The sequence below is a fragment of the Pseudoxanthomonas sp. GW835-FHT14C01 genome (assembly GCF_058793715.1).
The window spans coordinates 61767-77061 of record NZ_JBXAGB010000001.1; the positions used below are offsets into that span (position 1 = coordinate 61767).

At 68.2% G+C, this 15295-nt stretch carries 14 protein-coding genes; 7 read left to right on the top strand and 7 right to left on the bottom strand.

What is annotated here, in order from left to right; all coding sequences use genetic code 11:
* Nucleotides 1-56: 56 nt before the first annotated feature.
* From AC1Q5B_RS00285 to hemP, 4 genes are all read right to left on the bottom strand, one after another.
* A complete protein-coding gene (locus AC1Q5B_RS00285; protein ID WP_492629761.1) occupies nucleotides 57-1007 on the bottom strand; it encodes a DUF6607 family protein in 951 nt (316 codons plus the stop codon).
* A gap of 13 nt (nucleotides 1008-1020) precedes the next feature.
* Nucleotides 1021-1647, bottom strand: a complete 627-nt coding sequence (locus tag AC1Q5B_RS00290; protein WP_492629762.1) for a Hemin transport protein — start codon at nucleotides 1645-1647, stop codon at nucleotides 1021-1023.
* Between the two features lie 4 nt (nucleotides 1648-1651).
* A complete protein-coding gene (locus AC1Q5B_RS00295; protein WP_492629763.1) occupies nucleotides 1652-3883 on the bottom strand; it encodes a TonB-dependent hemoglobin/transferrin/lactoferrin family receptor in 2232 nt (743 codons plus the stop codon).
* Between the two features lie 141 nt (nucleotides 3884-4024).
* Complete coding sequence (gene hemP / locus AC1Q5B_RS00300) at nucleotides 4025-4261, bottom strand: hemin uptake protein HemP (RefSeq protein WP_492630918.1); 237 nt, start codon at nucleotides 4259-4261, stop codon at nucleotides 4025-4027.
* 303 nt (nucleotides 4262-4564) lie between these two features.
* On the opposite strand from hemP, the gene AC1Q5B_RS00305 reads away from it, so the two are divergent.
* The 5 genes from AC1Q5B_RS00305 to AC1Q5B_RS00325 all read left to right on the top strand — a co-directional run bounded on the left by AC1Q5B_RS00305 (nucleotide 4565) and on the right by AC1Q5B_RS00325 (nucleotide 9471).
* Nucleotides 4565-5134, top strand: coding sequence for a TMEM165/GDT1 family protein (locus AC1Q5B_RS00305; protein WP_492629764.1), 570 nt, complete (start codon nucleotides 4565-4567; stop codon nucleotides 5132-5134).
* Nucleotides 5135-5203: 69 nt separating this feature from the next.
* Entirely contained in the window at nucleotides 5204-6502 is a 1299-nt protein-coding gene (locus AC1Q5B_RS00310) for a NupC/NupG family nucleoside CNT transporter (RefSeq protein WP_492629765.1), read from the top strand.
* Nucleotides 6503-6621: 119 nt separating this feature from the next.
* Nucleotides 6622-7587, top strand: coding sequence for a ribokinase (locus tag AC1Q5B_RS00315; RefSeq protein WP_492630919.1), 966 nt, complete (start codon nucleotides 6622-6624; stop codon nucleotides 7585-7587).
* A 45-nt stretch (nucleotides 7588-7632) separates the two neighbouring features.
* On the top strand, nucleotides 7633-8631 hold the full coding sequence (dusB, locus tag AC1Q5B_RS00320; RefSeq protein ID WP_492629766.1) for a tRNA dihydrouridine synthase DusB: 999 nt from the start codon (nucleotides 7633-7635) through the stop codon (nucleotides 8629-8631).
* A gap of 12 nt (nucleotides 8632-8643) precedes the next feature.
* Complete coding sequence (locus tag AC1Q5B_RS00325) at nucleotides 8644-9471, top strand: class I SAM-dependent methyltransferase (RefSeq protein ID WP_492629767.1); 828 nt, start codon at nucleotides 8644-8646, stop codon at nucleotides 9469-9471.
* On the opposite strand, the gene AC1Q5B_RS00330 is transcribed toward AC1Q5B_RS00325, so the two are convergent.
* The 3 genes from AC1Q5B_RS00330 to olsF are packed head-to-tail and all read right to left on the bottom strand — an operon-like array spanning nucleotide 9472 to nucleotide 13147.
* Complete coding sequence (locus AC1Q5B_RS00330) at nucleotides 9472-10572, bottom strand: metal-dependent hydrolase (RefSeq protein WP_492629768.1); 1101 nt, start codon at nucleotides 10570-10572, stop codon at nucleotides 9472-9474.
* A 32-nt stretch (nucleotides 10573-10604) separates the two neighbouring features.
* Complete coding sequence (locus tag AC1Q5B_RS00335; RefSeq protein ID WP_492630920.1) at nucleotides 10605-11396, bottom strand: UDP-2,3-diacylglucosamine diphosphatase; 792 nt, start codon at nucleotides 11394-11396, stop codon at nucleotides 10605-10607.
* A gap of 23 nt (nucleotides 11397-11419) precedes the next feature.
* Nucleotides 11420-13147, bottom strand: coding sequence for a bifunctional ornithine lipid synthase OlsF (gene olsF, locus AC1Q5B_RS00340; protein ID WP_492630921.1), 1728 nt, complete (start codon nucleotides 13145-13147; stop codon nucleotides 11420-11422).
* A gap of 204 nt (nucleotides 13148-13351) precedes the next feature.
* On the opposite strand from olsF, the gene metK reads away from it, so the two are divergent.
* Nucleotides 13352-14563 (top strand): methionine adenosyltransferase, encoded by a 1212-nt coding sequence (gene metK, locus AC1Q5B_RS00345; protein ID WP_192200270.1) that lies wholly within the window; start codon nucleotides 13352-13354, stop codon nucleotides 14561-14563.
* Between the two features lie 203 nt (nucleotides 14564-14766).
* Nucleotides 14767-15267, top strand: coding sequence for an acyl-CoA thioesterase (locus tag AC1Q5B_RS00350; RefSeq protein WP_492629769.1), 501 nt, complete (start codon nucleotides 14767-14769; stop codon nucleotides 15265-15267).
* Nucleotides 15268-15295 lie beyond the last annotated feature (28 nt).

A 15295-nucleotide genomic window follows, 5' to 3' on the forward strand; every position in this document is an offset into this window, starting at 1 on the left:
GCCTGCGCGGGGGTCTTTTTTTCGAAGAAGGCACGTCCATGTGCCGGAGAGAACGCTCAGCGCGAGGTGGCCGGCGCTTCGGCCGGCGCAGGCTCCACCCAGTCCGCGAACACCTTGGCGATGGCGGCATCCGCCACCGGCCGGCCGGCCTGCAGATCGCCGGCCTGGGTGAACAGCGGGATGATCATCGCCATGCCGTCCACCTTGGTCTTCAGATGCACGCCGGGCGCCTTCGACAGGAAGCCGTCCCAATGCGTGCGCACCTTGGCCCAGTAACCCGCCGTGGCCTGCCAGTAGTCGCGCGCGGGCTTGAAGTCGATCTCGGCGGTCCTGAGGTAATCGTTGAAGCCGAACTCACGCGCAAGTTCGACCTCGGTGCCGTCGGGCTTGCGCAGCACCTTGGTGTTGAACTGCTCGTGGGTCCAGCCGTTCGGCGTCAGCGTGTGGCGGTTGACCACCGACAGCGCGTTGTAGTCGCTGCGCCGGGTGTATTCGCGACGCGGCAGCGGGCGCCAGGCCAGGTCGCTGGTCCAGGTCGCCACGCCGTTGGTGTACTGCCAGCGTCCGGTACCGCAATAGCGCGGCGCATCGCTGACTTCGTAGACGCACTGCGTCCACGCGCCGCGCGTCGTGTCCGCGGGGATGGCGCGCACGTGCCAGGTCTGGTCGGCAGTGAACTCGAAGCGCGTCGGCGCTTCGTAGGCCCAGTCCTGCCGCCAGTGCTTGGTGACGTGGCCGCTCTTGGCGTCCACCAGGATGTGCTGCAGCACGATACGCGTCGGCGTTTCCTCGACGACGATCACCGTCTCGTCGCCGCCGCTGCGCATCGCGGCCTGGCGCTCGTAGCCGGGCTGCAGCAGGACGGTTTCGTCGAAGGCGAAGTCGACGCTGTAGTCGCCCTGCATCGCCAGGATGGACTGACGGTCGCGGGCAGGATCCGCCGCCAGGGCGGAAGTGGACAGGCTCAGGACGAGGGCGGACAGCGCGATGGCGACCGGCTTCTTCATGGTGGCTCTCTCTTTATTTGAGTCGGACCAGCGGCACGACGTTGTCGACCGCCGCGTTGTTCGGTTCCGGGTGCGCGCGGGTGAACCGCGCGGAGTGCTCACCGCCACCGTCGTGCAGTCCGCCATCCAGGTCGGCACCTTCCGCCTGCGCGATGCGTTGCGCGGTGGCGACGCCAAGCGGGGACATGAGCGACAGGCTGGCGGCGAGCACGGGAAGCGATGCGGGTCGTGGCGTCGCATGCAGCTGCAAGGCGCACGCGCGCCACTGGCCGCCGAGCAGACGCCCGGCGAGCCGCCGCCACAGGCGATCCGCCAGGCCGGCGACTTCGCCGTCGACGCCCGCCGGCAGCGAGGCCACCAGGCGATCCCAGGCGACGAAGTCGCTGTCCGGCAACAGGCACAGCCGCCAGCAGCAGCGTCCCTGGGCGTCGAAGAACAGCAGGCGTTCGTCCAGCCCGTCACTGTCGACGCCGGTGTGGGCTTCCACCCGCACCGCCTGCTGCCAGCCCGCGAGTTCGCTGCCGTGCTGCGTGCGGTACAGGCACAGCACCGGCCCCAACGCGGCCAGCTGCGCGACCGCAGGCAACGCATCCCGGGATGCGGGGGTGATCGTGCCGGGCAGCGCGCGCAGCGTCGCCATGGCGCTACCAGCTCACCGACACACTGGCCGACAGCGTGCGGCCGGGCGAGGTGTAGCGGTCCAGCGTGGTGCTGGTAGCGGACACCAGCGGGATGTCGCCGGCGTCGATGTACGTTTTGTCGGCCAGATTCAGCACGCCGACATTCATCCTGGCGCCCGGCGCGAAGGTCCAGTGCGCGTAAAGATCGAGCACACCGTAACCGGGCTGCCGGTAGTACGTATCGGCAGACACGCGGTTCTTGCGATCGACAAACCGGCCCGCCAGTTCCGCGCCCCAGGCGTCGGCGTCGTAGGCGACGCCCAGCGTGGCCGTGAGCGGATCCACGCTGTCCAGCGGGACGTCGTCGGTGCGGTTCCTGCCGCGCGACCAGGCCGCCGCACCGCGCAACGACCAGCCGTCGAGCGCGGGAGACCACGCGCCGAGATCGACGCCGGCCTTCAGCTCGACGCCATGGATCCGCGCGTCCGCCACGTTCTGCGACTGGTACACCATCAGGCCGTCGCCGTTGAACCCGATGAAGCGCATCGACTCGATGAAGTCGTCGTAGCGGTTGTAGTAGCCGGACAGGCTGGCGTACACGGCGTCCCCGGCATAACGCACGCCGAACTCCAGCCCGTCGCTGGTCTCCGGCTTCAGGTCGGGATTGGCGATGGCGGTGTAGCCGAACTGCACGTTGGTGAAGCCGATGTTGACTTCGTTGTACGGCGGCGAGCGGAAGCCGCGCGCGTAACCGCCGTACAGCGACCAGTCCGTGGCGAACTTCCACACCATGCCGAGCTTCGGCGAGACGCTGGTCTCGCGGATCTCGGCCAGCACGACACCCGGGTTGTCGCCGGCGAAGATCGCATCCTGTTCGGGATCGAGGCGGTAGTGGTCCACGCGCAGGCCGGGCACCAGGCGGAACGCGCCGTCGGCGAAACCGATCTCGTCCTGCACGTACAGGGCCGCGGTGGTGGTCTCGCTGACCGGGAAATCGCGCACCGGGAACACGTCCGGCGACATCACCGGCGTACGGACGCCGGTCAGCGGGAACGTGCGCAGGCCATCCCGCTTCTGCCGCGTTTCGGCGCGCGAAAGGTCGATGCCATACGCCAGTTCATGCCGCACGCCGTCGCCGAACGCCCTGCGTACGTTGGCCTGCAGGCCGTAGGTCCGCTGGTCGAAATTGAACGCTCGTTCGCGGATGTCGCGCAACGTCGGCGCCGGCAGCGTACGCTCCTCGCGCGTGTACTGGGTGGTCTCACTGTCCTGCCGGTAGACCTGCCAGTCGAGACTGTCCGCAAAGGCGGATTCCAACCCGTTCCACGTGTGCGAGAACGCCACCCGCGCGCGCGTCTGATGGTCGCGCGCGGTCACCGACGTATTGGTGGCACCCGTCAGCGGCTGCAGGCCGCGCTGGGTCAGCAGGTCGGTGTCGGTCGCGTCTTCGTTGCCCTCGACCGTCAGGGTGAACTGCTGGTTCTGGTCCGGCGCGAACACCAGCTTGCTCAACAGGCTGCGGCCATCGCGATCCTGCGGATTGGGCTGCGTGCGCGCAGCGCCGACGCCACCGACGCTGCCCTGGTTCTCGGTTTCCTTGCCCTGGCGGTGGCTGACGTTGACCAGGCCACTCCAGCGCTCGCCACCGAACGCAGCGGTTGCGCCGCCGAGCAGACCGTCCCAGCTGCCGTCGTAGCCGAGACGGAAGCCGAAGTAGGCGTCCTTGCCGTCTTCCAGATAGTCGGAAGGGTCCTTGGTGATGAACGACACCACGCCGCCCAGTGCGTCGGAGCCGTACAGCGAGCTGGACGGCCCGCGGACGATCTCGACGCGCTTGAGCGTGTCCAGGTCGATGAAGTTGCGGTTCGCGTTGGAGAAGCTGCCGATCGAGAACGCGTCCGACACGGCGATGCCGTCGGTCTGGATGCGCACGCGGTTGGCCTCCAGTCCTCGGATGCGGAAACCGCCGAGACCGAACCGGCCGAAACTCGAGGTCACGGTGACGCCCGGCTCGTAGCGGACCAGGTCCTTGATGTCGCGGATCAGCTGGTCGTCCAGTTGTTCCCGATCGATGACGCTGACGGTGTTGGGGACATCCACGACAGCACGCTCGGTGCGGGTGGCGGTGACCTGGATGCGGTCGAATTCCCTTGCGTCGGTGGTCGAGGCAGCGGAGGCGTCGGCGGGTGTTTCGGCGTGGGCATGGCCGGCAAGGGCCATCCACACGGCCGCGGTCAGCAGCGTGGGGCGGATCATGGCTACAGCAGTCCTGGGATTGGAATTAACCCGGAAGGCTGGCGGCCGGATGATCCTTGGCTGGCGCCCGGTGGAGAGATCGGTTTTCCCGCCGCAACGCGTGCCGGCGGCATGCCCCGCCCGGATCGGGCGGGAGGCGTATTACTTGGTAAGGATCAGCTTGTCGTTGCTGGTGTGACGCAGGCGGTAGACACGGTCACCATGGCGGATCAGCACCTCGCGCTGGCCCTTGAGCAGGGCCTCGCTGTCGAAGGTGTCCTGGTCGCGGGCGGCGACCGCCGGCAGGGAAAGGCGCTCACGCAGCGTCGACGTGTCGACCAAGGGCAATGCAGTGACGTTCGAAATCATGACGGGCTCCGGAACAGGAACGACACCGATGATAATGATTCTTATTTGCGAGTCAACACCTTCATGCCCTCGTCGATCCCCTCCCAAATGAGAATGGCTTCGCCCTCGTGTCCTCCGCATCCGTACAATGCGCGCACTTTCCTCCTCCGGGGAGTAGCCCACCCGTCCTGACGGGTTCTGCGTGTCAACACACTTGGTCGCCGACCATGGTGCGCAGGACGAAGCGATCCGCTTCGCCGGGCAAGACCGAAGGCAGGCGTCGCGCTTACCCGGGCCGGGCAGTGCGTCGTTTGCCTTCGCGTCCGCCGCGAATGCCTGGCCCCGGAGTTGTTGATGCAATCGCTGCATGCCCTGCTGGTGTCCACCGGCACCGTCACCTTGGCCGAAATCGGCGACAAGACGCAGTTGCTGGCCCTGTTGCTGGCGGCGCGCTACCGCAAGCCCTGGCCCATCGCCTGGGGCATCCTGGCCGCTACGGTGGTCAACCATGCCATTTCCGCCTGGTTGGGCGCGGAACTGACCGAGTGGCTGTCGCCCGAGGTGCTGCGCTGGGTGGTGGCGGGCAGTTTCCTGGCGGTGGCGCTGTGGACGCTGAAGCCGGACACCCTGGACGAGAACGAGAAGCTCCCGGCCCACGGCGCCTTCATCGCCACCACCATCGCCTTCTTCCTGGCCGAGATCGGCGACAAGACCCAGGTGGCCACCGTGCTGCTGGCCACCAAGTATTCGCCGCTGTGGCAGGTGATCGCGGGCACCACGATCGGCATGCTGCTGGCGAACCTGCCGGTGGTCTGGCTGGGCCACCGGTTCGCCGACAGGCTGCCGCTGAAACTGGCCCGCAGCCTGGCCGCCGTCGTGTTCCTCGCCCTCGCCCTGTGGGTGGCCTGGCGCGGCGTAGGCTGAACGGCGGGACCTGGCCGCGCGGCTGCTAGACTGCGCGGTCAGAACAACATGCAGGGTCTGGGGGAATACATGCTGGATGTCTTGGGGCGGATCGGCTTCGGCCTGTTCGGTCTGGCGGTGCTGATCGGCATCGTCTGGCTGTTTTCCAACAACCGGCGGGCCATCGACTGGAAGCTGGTCGCCACCGGCCTCACCCTGCAGATCGGTTTCGCGGCGCTCGTGCTGCTGGTGCCGGGCGGTCGCGAGGTGTTCGACTGGCTCGGCCACGGCTTCGTGAAGATCCTGGAGTTCGTCAAGGCGGGCTCCAGCTTCATCTTCGGCAGCCTGATGGATACCGAGAAGTTCGGTTTCATCTTCGCCTTCCAGGTCCTGCCCACCATCATCTTCTTCGCCGCCCTGATGGGCGTGATGTACCACCTGGGCGTGATGCAGTTCATCGTGCGCCTGATGGCGCTCGCGATCACCAAGGTGATGAAGGTGTCCGGCGCGGAGACGACCAGCGTCTGCGCCAGCGTGTTCATCGGCCAGACCGAGGCGCCGCTGACGGTGCGCCCGTACATTCCCAAGATGACCGAGTCCGAACTGATCACGATGATGATCGGCGGCATGGCCCACATCGCCGGCGGCGTGCTCGCCGCCTATGTCGGCATGCTCGGCGGCGGCGATCCGGAGCAGCAGGCCTTCTACGCCAAGCACCTGCTGGCCGCCTCCATCATGGCGGCGCCGGCCACCCTGGTGGTGGCCAAACTGCTGATCCCCGAGACCGGCACGCCGCTCACCCGTGGCACGGTGAAGATGGAAGTCGAGAAGACCTCCAGCAACATCATCGACGCCGCCGCCGCCGGCGCGGGCGATGGCCTGAAGCTGGCGCTGAACATCGGCGCGATGCTGCTCGCTTTCATTGCGCTGATCGCGCTGATCAACGCGCCGCTGACCTGGTTCGGCGACGTGACCGGCCTGGCGGCCGCCATCGGCAAGCCGACCGATCTGGCCACGATCTTCGGTTACGTCCTGGCCCCGATCGCGTGGGTGATCGGCGTGCCGTGGCAGGATGCCACCACGGTCGGCTCGCTGATCGGCCAGAAGGTCGTCATCAACGAGTTCGTCGCCTATCTGCAACTGGCCGGCATCGTGAACGGCCAGACGCCCGGCGTCACCCTGACCGACGAAGGTCGCCTCATCGCCACCTACGCGCTGTGCGGTTTCGCGAACTTCAGCTCGATCGCGATCCAGATCGGCGGCATCGGCGGACTGGCGCCCGAACGGCGTTCGGACCTGGCGCGCTTCGGCCTGCGCGCCGTGCTGGGCGGCACCATCGCCACGCTGATGACGGCCACCATCGCCGGCGTGCTGTCGCACTTCGGCTGAATCCGGGGGCGGCCCTTCACGGCCGCCTTCCCCCGCTGGTTTTCGTTCCCCTCCCGTGACCGCGGCGCCGCCGTGGCCCGGACCTCAGGTATCGCTGCATGAACACGCCTTCCCCCGCCCTGTCCCGCGTCGTCGTCGTGGGCTCCTTCAATGTCGACCACGTGTGGCGTTGCGACGCCCTGCCGGTGGCCGGCGCGACCATCGCAGGCCGCTACTCGAGCGGCCCCGGCGGCAAGGGCTTCAACCAGGCCGTCGCGGCGGTGCGGGCCGGTGCGGACACCACCTTCGTCTGTGCGCTGGGCGACGACGCCGGTGGGCGGCTGGCACGCGACCTGGCCGACGCCGACGGGCTGGTCCTGCGCGTGCAGGCAAGCGAGGAGCCGACCGGCACCGCCGGCATCTACGTGGATGCGCACGGGCGCAACACCATCGTCATCGGCGCCGGCGCCAACGCGATCCTGTCGGCGGACTTCGCCACCGGCCAGGCGGATGTGCTGGCAGCGGCGGGCGTGGTACTGGCCCAACTGGAATCGCCCGCCGACACGGTGCTGGCCGCGCTGCAGGCCGGGCGCCAGTGCGGCGCCACCACGCTGTTGAATCCGGCGCCGGCGAACGCCGCGACCACGACCGAACTGCTCGCGCATGCCGACGTCATCACACCGAACGAGACCGAGTTCGCCGCGCTGCTCGCCCGTCACCTGGGTGAGCGCGTCAGTGCCGACGATGTCGCCACCCTCGATGGCGTCACCCTGCACCAGCATTGCCGGCAGCTGTTTCCGCACGGCACCGTGGTGGTGACGCTCGGCGCCACCGGCGTGTACGTGTCGCACCCCGACGAAGCCCTGCGCGGCGATGCACGCCCGCACTACCGCGTCGCGGCCGAAGCGGCGACGGTCGTCGACACCACCGGCGCCGGCGACGCGTTCAACGGCGCGCTGGCCGCGTCGCTGGCGGAAGCCGCACTCCCCGCATTCGCCGACCACGTGCGCTTCGCCAACCGCTACGCGGCGCTGTCGACCGAACGGTCCGGCGCCGCGCTGGCGATGCCGTCGCGCACGGACCTCGTCGCCCGTTACAGCGAGTAGGTTCCGGCGGTTCCCCCATCGGGACAAGCGGCGGATAATGCCGGCATGCAGATCGGCCCCTACCGCATCGACCCGCCGGTGATGCTGGCCCCCATGGCCGGCGTGACCGACAAACCGTTCCGCCTGCTGTGCAAGCGGCTGGGCGCGGGACTGGCGGTGTCGGAAATGACGATCAGCGACCCGCGCTTCTGGAACACGAACAAGTCCCTGCGCCGCATGGACCATGAGGGCGAGCCCAGCCCGATCAGCGTGCAGATCGCCGGCACCGAACCGGAACAGCTGGCCCACGCCGCGCGCTACAACGCCGACCACGGCGCGCAGATCATCGACATCAACATGGGCTGCCCCGCCAAGAAGGTATGCAACGCCTGGGCCGGCTCGGCACTGATGCGCGATGAAGCCCTGGTCGGCCGCATCCTGGCAGCGGTGGTGAAGGCGGTGGACGTACCGGTCACCCTGAAGATCCGCACGGGATGGGATTGCGACCACCGCAACGGACCGGCGATCGCACGCATCGCGGAGGAAAGCGGCATCGCCTCGCTGGCGGTGCATGGCCGCACCCGCGACCAGCATTACACCGGCACCGCCGAGTACGACACCATCGCCGCGATCAAGGCCGCGCTGCGCATTCCCGTCGTCGCCAACGGCGACATCGATTCGCCGGAGAAGGCGGCGCGCGTGCTGGCGAAGACCGGCGCCGATGCCGTCATGATCGGGCGCGCCGCGCAGGGACGGCCGTGGATCTTCCGCGAGGTGGCGCATTATCTGGCCACCGGGGAACACCTGCCGCCCCCGTCCCTGCCGGAAGCGCGCGACATCCTGCTCGGCCATCTGCATGCGCTGCACGACTTCTACGGCGCGCCGCAGGGCGTGCGCATCGCCCGCAAGCACTTGGGCTGGTACGCGAAGGACCGGCCGGAAAACCTCGCCTTCCGTGCCGTGGTGAATCGCGCGGAGAGCGCGGACGAACAGGTGCGGCTGACCCGCGATTACTTCGATGCACTCATCGCCGGCGTATCGCCGGAACTGCCTGCCGCCGCCTGACGGAGAAGCGCCATGTCCGAGACGCACGAGAGCCCTGCCTACCTCCATGGATTCTCATCGGTGGAGCAGGCCCGGCTGATGAAGCAGGCGCGGCTGATGGAGAGCACGATCTTCAACCGCATCGATTACACCGGCGTGCATCGCCTGCTGGAAGTGGGCAGCGGCGTCGGTGCGCAGACCGAAATCCTGCTGCGCAGGTTTCCGGAGCTCCACGTCACCTGCGTCGACCTCAACGAGGTGCAGCTGACGGCGGCGAGGCAGAACCTCGCGACGATGCCGTGGTGTCGCGATCGCTACACGTTGCAGCAGGCGGACGCGAGCCGCCTGCCCTACGGCGCGCGCGACTTCGATGCGGCCTTCCTGTGCTGGATCCTCGAGCACGTGCCGAATCCCGCACGCGTACTGAGCGAGGTCCGCCGCGTGCTGGCGCCCGGCTCGCCGATCTACATCACCGAGGTGATGAATTCCTCGTTCCTGCTGCATCCCTACTCGCCCAATACCTGGCGCTACTGGATGGCGTTCAACGACTTCCAGTACGACAGCGGCGGCGATCCGTTCATCGGCGCCAAGCTCGGCAACCTGCTGCTGGCCGGCGGTTACCGGGATGTCGTGACGGAGATCAAGACCGTGCACTTCGACAACCGCGAACCGGCACGGCGCAAGGACATGATCGCGTTCTGGGAAGAACTGCTGCTGTCGGCGGCCGATTCGATGGTGGATGCCGGGCGCGTCACCCAAGAGGTGGTGGACGGCATGCGCCGCGAGATGCATGACGTGCAGAACGATCCGGATGCCGTGTTCTTCTACGCGTTCGTGCAGGCACGCGCGACGGTCTACTGACTACGGTGCGGAGGGCGACTCCTGCCGCGGCGCCGGCGAGGCAGCGCCCGACCCCAGCGCTGCGCGGACCGGTTCCGCGGAGGGGTGCCGGATCCGGTTCCACATCGCCCCCAGCAGATGGCGTACGCCGCCCCAACCGGAAATCGGCATCGACCATGGCTGCTGCACGGGCGCGATGGCCTGCCAGCGTCCGTCGCGCTGCTCGGCCACGTTGAAGCGGAAGTTGTAGTCGGGCTCCATCCCCATGCGCAGGTCGGACAGGACCAGCTGTCCTGCCTGCACCTGCGCACGCATGAAGCCGCGGTTGAACCAAGTGAGGCGCCGGACCGCCGGTATCCCGGCCGCTTCACGGAGCGCCTGCACGTTGGACGGATAACCGCGGAAGTGCAGCGGACCCTCGTCGACCAGCACCGAGCGCTCGGCTTCGACATACCCCGATGGTGTCATCGCCACCACGCGCCACAGCAGCGTGTTGAACGGCATCGGCACGGAGAAGTACGGCGCATCGCCGAGCCCCATCGACGCCAGCGTGCGCTCGGCTTCGCGGTCCACCATCGACTTGGCCAGCAACGACCAGCCCAGGTAGGCCGTGCTCAGCACCAGGCCCGCTGCCAACGCGCGTTGCGCGGTGACCCGTTGCCGCAGGAACCATGCCGCGATGCAGGCGGCGAGCAGCCACACTGTATAGAGCGGGTCGATGATGAACATGCTGGACCACATGGCCGGCGCCGGCATCAGCGGCCACCACAGTTGCGTGCCGTAGACGGTGAAGGCGTCCAGCAGCGGATGCGTGATCAGGGCCAACTGGATCGCCCAGAACCAGCGCGCCGGCGAGGCCGCGACGCGCCCGTTGCCGAACCGTTTGAACAGCCACCAGATCAGCCACCCCACCAGCGGCAGCACGAACAGCGAATGGCTGAAACTGCGGTGCACGGTCATCAGCGTGACCGGGTTGTCCGAGAACAGCGCGATCGGCAGGCTGTCGAGGTCGGGCAGCGTACCGAGGGCGGCACCGGCGAGCAGTGCGGCGCGACGGTGCGCGGCCGGGGCGATGACGGCGGCGATGGCGCCACCGAGAACGATCTGGCTGAGGGAATCCATGCGGCGATCCTAGCAGCCGCCGACGGATTTCCTCACGCCGCGCGCTGCGCGTCCTGCGCCACCAGGCGCAGCCGCGGCGCCATGTCGGCCAGTACCTTGCCGGTGTGCGACAGCAGGCAGAGCGTGCCGTCGGCCTCTTCACTGAGCGCGGTCAGGCTTTCCACCCAGTCGCCGTCGTTGGCATACAGCAGGCCATCGCGTTGCAGCAGCGACGCGCGGTGGATATGACCGCAGACGATGCCATCCAGACCGCGGCGTTGGGCATCGTCCAGCCCCGCCTGCACGAAGCGCGCGATGTAACGCTCCGCCGCATCGCTTTGGCGCTTGAGGTATTCCGCCAGCGACCAGTAGCGCAGGCCGAGCCGGCGGCGCCACCGGTTGGTCAGGCGGTTGCCGGTCAGGATGCGGTAGTACAGCCAGTCGCCGAACTTCTCCTGCAGCCCGCCGAAGTGGGTGATGCCGTCGTAATCGTCGCCATGCGTCACCAGCAGGCGACGGCCGTCCAGCGTGGTGTGGATGGCGCGGCGGCGCACCTGCATCGCAGGCAGCATCAGGCCGCAGAAGCGACGGATCGGGCGGTCGTGGTTGCCGGGCACGTAGATCAGTTCCGTGCCATCGCGCACCAGCGCGTGCAGCGCCTCCACCACCCGGTTGTGGGCGGCATCCCATGACGCCCGGCGCTGCGCCATCCACCACAGGTCGACGATGTCGCCGACCAGGTACAGCCGGCGGCACCGCAGGCCCGTAAGGAAGTCCGCGAACTCCGCCGCGTGGCAGTGCTTGGAACCCAGATGGACGTCGGAGACGAACACCGCGCGCCGCATCGGAGGGGGCGCGGTCCGCGGGCTCACGCCGCAGCCTCCTGCGGACGCCATGCATCGCCCAGATAGCGCTCGCGCTTCTTCGGCCGGATGCGGTGCAGGTCCACCTCGATCAGGCCGTCGATGGAATCGCTGAAATCCGGGTCCACGCCGAAGGCGAGGAAACGCGCGCCGCCGGGTTCGCACAGGTCGGTGTACTGCTTGTAGAGCATCGGCACGGTCGCCCCCAGCGTGTCGAGGTTGGTCTTCAGCACGCGAAACGCCGTGTCGGCATCCAGCGCATCGAAACAGGCCGGTGTCGCGGTGTAGCGGAACGGATGGCGGGAGCGTGCCTCACCGGTCGGGCCACCGTAGTAATGGGCGTAGTAGGCGACGATCTGCTCGCGCGCGCCCAGCGGCAGTGCGGCGCTCATCGATACCGCACCGAACAGATAGCGCACGCGCGGATGGCGGCGCAGGTAGGCACCGATGCCCTGCCACAGGTAATCGATGCTGCGGCTGCCCCAGTACTCGGGGGCCACGAAGCTGCGTCCCAGCTCCATGCCGGCGGCCAACCGGGGCAGCGCATCGTCGGCGTAGTCGAACAGCGACGCGGTGTAGAGACCCTTCAGCCCCTGCGCCGCCAGCACCGGCGCGCCGCGGGCGATGCGGTAGGCACCGGCGATCTTCCGTTGTGCGGCGTCCCACAGCACGATGTGCTCGTACCGGGTATCGAAGGCGTCGACGTCCATGCGCTTGCCGGTACCCTCGCCCACCGCGCGGAAGGTCAGTTCGCGCAAGCGGCCGATCTCGCGCAGCAGCGGCGAACCGCCGGCCAGCCGGCCCACGCAGATGCGCTTGCCGTCGGTGGTTTCGCCCAGCACGTCGAGCGCGCCGATGCAGGTCTCCAGCAGGTCCGGGGCCAACGCGTCCACCAGCGGTTGCGCCGTATCGACCGGCTCCGTCGACTCCGGCGTCGCCGGCCTTCCGAGCGCGTACAGCGCCGAGCGCACCCGCTCGATCACCATGGCAGCCGCTTCTTCCGCGTCCACATGCAGCACGTGGCCGACATGCAGCTGCAGACGCCGCTGGCTGCGGCGGAACATTTCGCGCGCCAGCAGCGCGGTACCGGCCGGCTTGAACAGCGCCGAGGCGCCGTAGAACAGCGGCGAGTTGCGCGCCTGCACCCGGATCGGCAGCACGGGCGCACCGGTCGCCCGGGCAAAGCGCAGGAAGCCGCGGCGCCAGCGCGTATCGCGCACGCCACGCGGCCCGAGACGCGACACCTCGCCGGCCGGGAACACGATCACGCACTGCTCGGCTTCCAGCGCCCGCTCGACCGCGCGCACGCTGTCCGCACCGGGCCCGCCGCCCAGGATGCGCACCGGCAACAACAGCCCGGCCAGGGGCTCGATGTCCATCAGGAAATCGTTCGCCACGATCCGTACATCGCGGCGCACGCGGCCGACCAGCTGCAGCAGCGCCAGGGCGTCGAGCGCGCCGGACGGATGGTTGGCCACGATCAGCAACCGCCCCTGGGCGGGAATGCGGCGTTCGCCGCCGGGCTCGACCGCCGGCCGCAGGTTGAGGTGGTCGATGGCGGCATCGACGAAATCCAGGCCCTGCAGATGCCCGTGCCCGGCGAGGAAGGCGTAGGCCTGGTCGAGCTTCGACCAGCGGCCCAGCGTGCGCAGCAGCGGCCGGGTCAGCCGGGCGCGCCGGCCACGGAACCAGTGCGGGTAGCGTTCGGCGATCTGGCGTTCCAGCGGGTGCATGGCGGCGGCCTGCGGCGGGGTTTCGCCGCGCAGCCTGCGCCCGGCCGGCGACAGTCCCGTTGCGGTTTTCTGGCAGTCCGGTGACACCGACGCTTGATCCGTACTTAACCCCCGCCGACCCTGAACGGCGCAGAATGCACGCACCGCTCGCGGCGTGTATCATGCGCGCCCATCTTTTCATCCGAATCAAAGGATATAAGCCTGATGTCCAGCTACCTGTTCACCTCCGAATCGGTCTCCGAAGGCCATCCGGACAAGATCGCCGACCAGATTTCCGACGCCGTGCTGGACGCCATCCTGGCCCAGGACAAGCGCGCGCGCGTGGCCTGCGAGACGCTGGTGAAGACGGGCGCCGCCATCGTGGCCGGCGAAGTCACCACCACTGCGTGGGTCGACATCGAGTCGCTGGCCCGCAAGGTCATCAACGACATCGGCTACGACAATTCGGACGTCGGCTTCGACGGCCACACCTGCGCCATCATCAACATGCTCGGCAAGCAGTCGCCCGACATCAACCAGGGCGTGGACCGCAAGAAGCCGGAAGAACAGGGCGCCGGCGACCAGGGCCTGATGTTCGGCTACGCCTGCAACGAGGCGCCGGAATTCATGCCGGCCCCGCTGTACTACAGCCACCGCCTGGTGGAACAGCAGGCCAAGGTGCGCAAGAAGGGCAAGCTGAAGTGGCTGCGCCCCGACGCCAAGTCGCAGGTCACCCTGCGCTACGACGGCAACACCGTCCTGGGCCTGGACGCCGTGGTGCTGTCGACGCAGCACGACCCGGACATCAAGCAGAAGGACCTGATCGAAGCCGTGCGGGCCGAAATCCTGGTACCGGTGCTGCCGAAGAAGTGGCTGGATGCGCTGCCGAAGAACAAGGTGCACATCAACCCGACCGGCAAGTTCGTGATCGGTGGCCCGGTGGGCGACTGCGGCCTGACCGGCCGCAAGATCATCGTCGACAGCTACGGCGGCATGGCCCGTCACGGCGGCGGCGCGTTCTCGGGCAAGGATCCGTCGAAGGTCGACCGTTCGGCCGCCTACGCCGCGCGCTACGTGGCCAAGAACATCGTGGCCGCCGGCCTGGCCGACAAGTGCGAAGTGCAGGTCTCCTACGCCATCGGCGTGGCCGAGCCGACCTCGATCTCCGTAACCACGTTCGGCACCGGCAAGGTCGGCGACGACGTGATCGAGAAGCTGATCCGCAAGCACTTCGACCTGCGTCCGTACGGCATCACGAAGATGCTGGATCTGGAGCACCCGATCTACCAGCCGACCGCCAGCTACGGCCACTTCGGCCGCAAGCCGCGCGAGATCAGCTACGTGGACGGCGCCGGCAAGAAGCAGACCGCGACCGCCTTCTCCTGGGAGAAGACCGACCGCGCCGAAGCGCTGCGCAAGGATGCCAAGCTGAAGTGACCGCCGCGGAACATCGCGACGACGGGAACGGGCCGCTCAAGCGGCCCGTTTCCTTTCCGGTCGTAGAGCGGAGCTTGCTCCGCTGCTCTTTCCACCTGACCCCGATCCGCGCCAGCCGAGCAAGCTCGGCTCTACGCAGGTCGGCGCAACGGCATGACAGGAATGCGTTAGCCTTCGCCCAGGTTCTCCCGTAGACGCAGGCCATGGAATCGCTAAAAAGCCACCAGCTCACCATGACCGTGCTGATGACCCCGGACATGGCCAACTTCTCCGGCAAGGTCCACGGCGGCGCGATCCTCAAGCTGCTCGACCAGGTGGCCTACGCCTGCGGCAGCCGTTACGCCGGCAAGTACGTGGTCACCCTGTCGGTGGACCAGGTGATGTTCCGCCAGGCCATCAACGTGGGCGAACTGGTGACCTTTCTGGCCTCGGTCAACCACACCGGCACGTCGTCGATGGAAATCGGCATCAAGGTGGTCGCCGAAGACATCCGCAAGCAGAGCGTGCGGCACGCCAACAGTTGCTTCTTCACCATGGTGGCGGTGGACGATGACGGACGCCCTACCCCGGTGCCCGCCCTGGAACCCGGCACGCCGGACGAAGTCCGCCGTTTCGCGGCGGCGCGCCTGCGTCGTGAGCTGCGTGAGGAAATGGAGCAGCGGCATGCGGCCCTGCTCGGCGCAAGAGCGCCTGCGGGCGATTGAACATCGCCGGTGACCGGCCCGCGCCCGG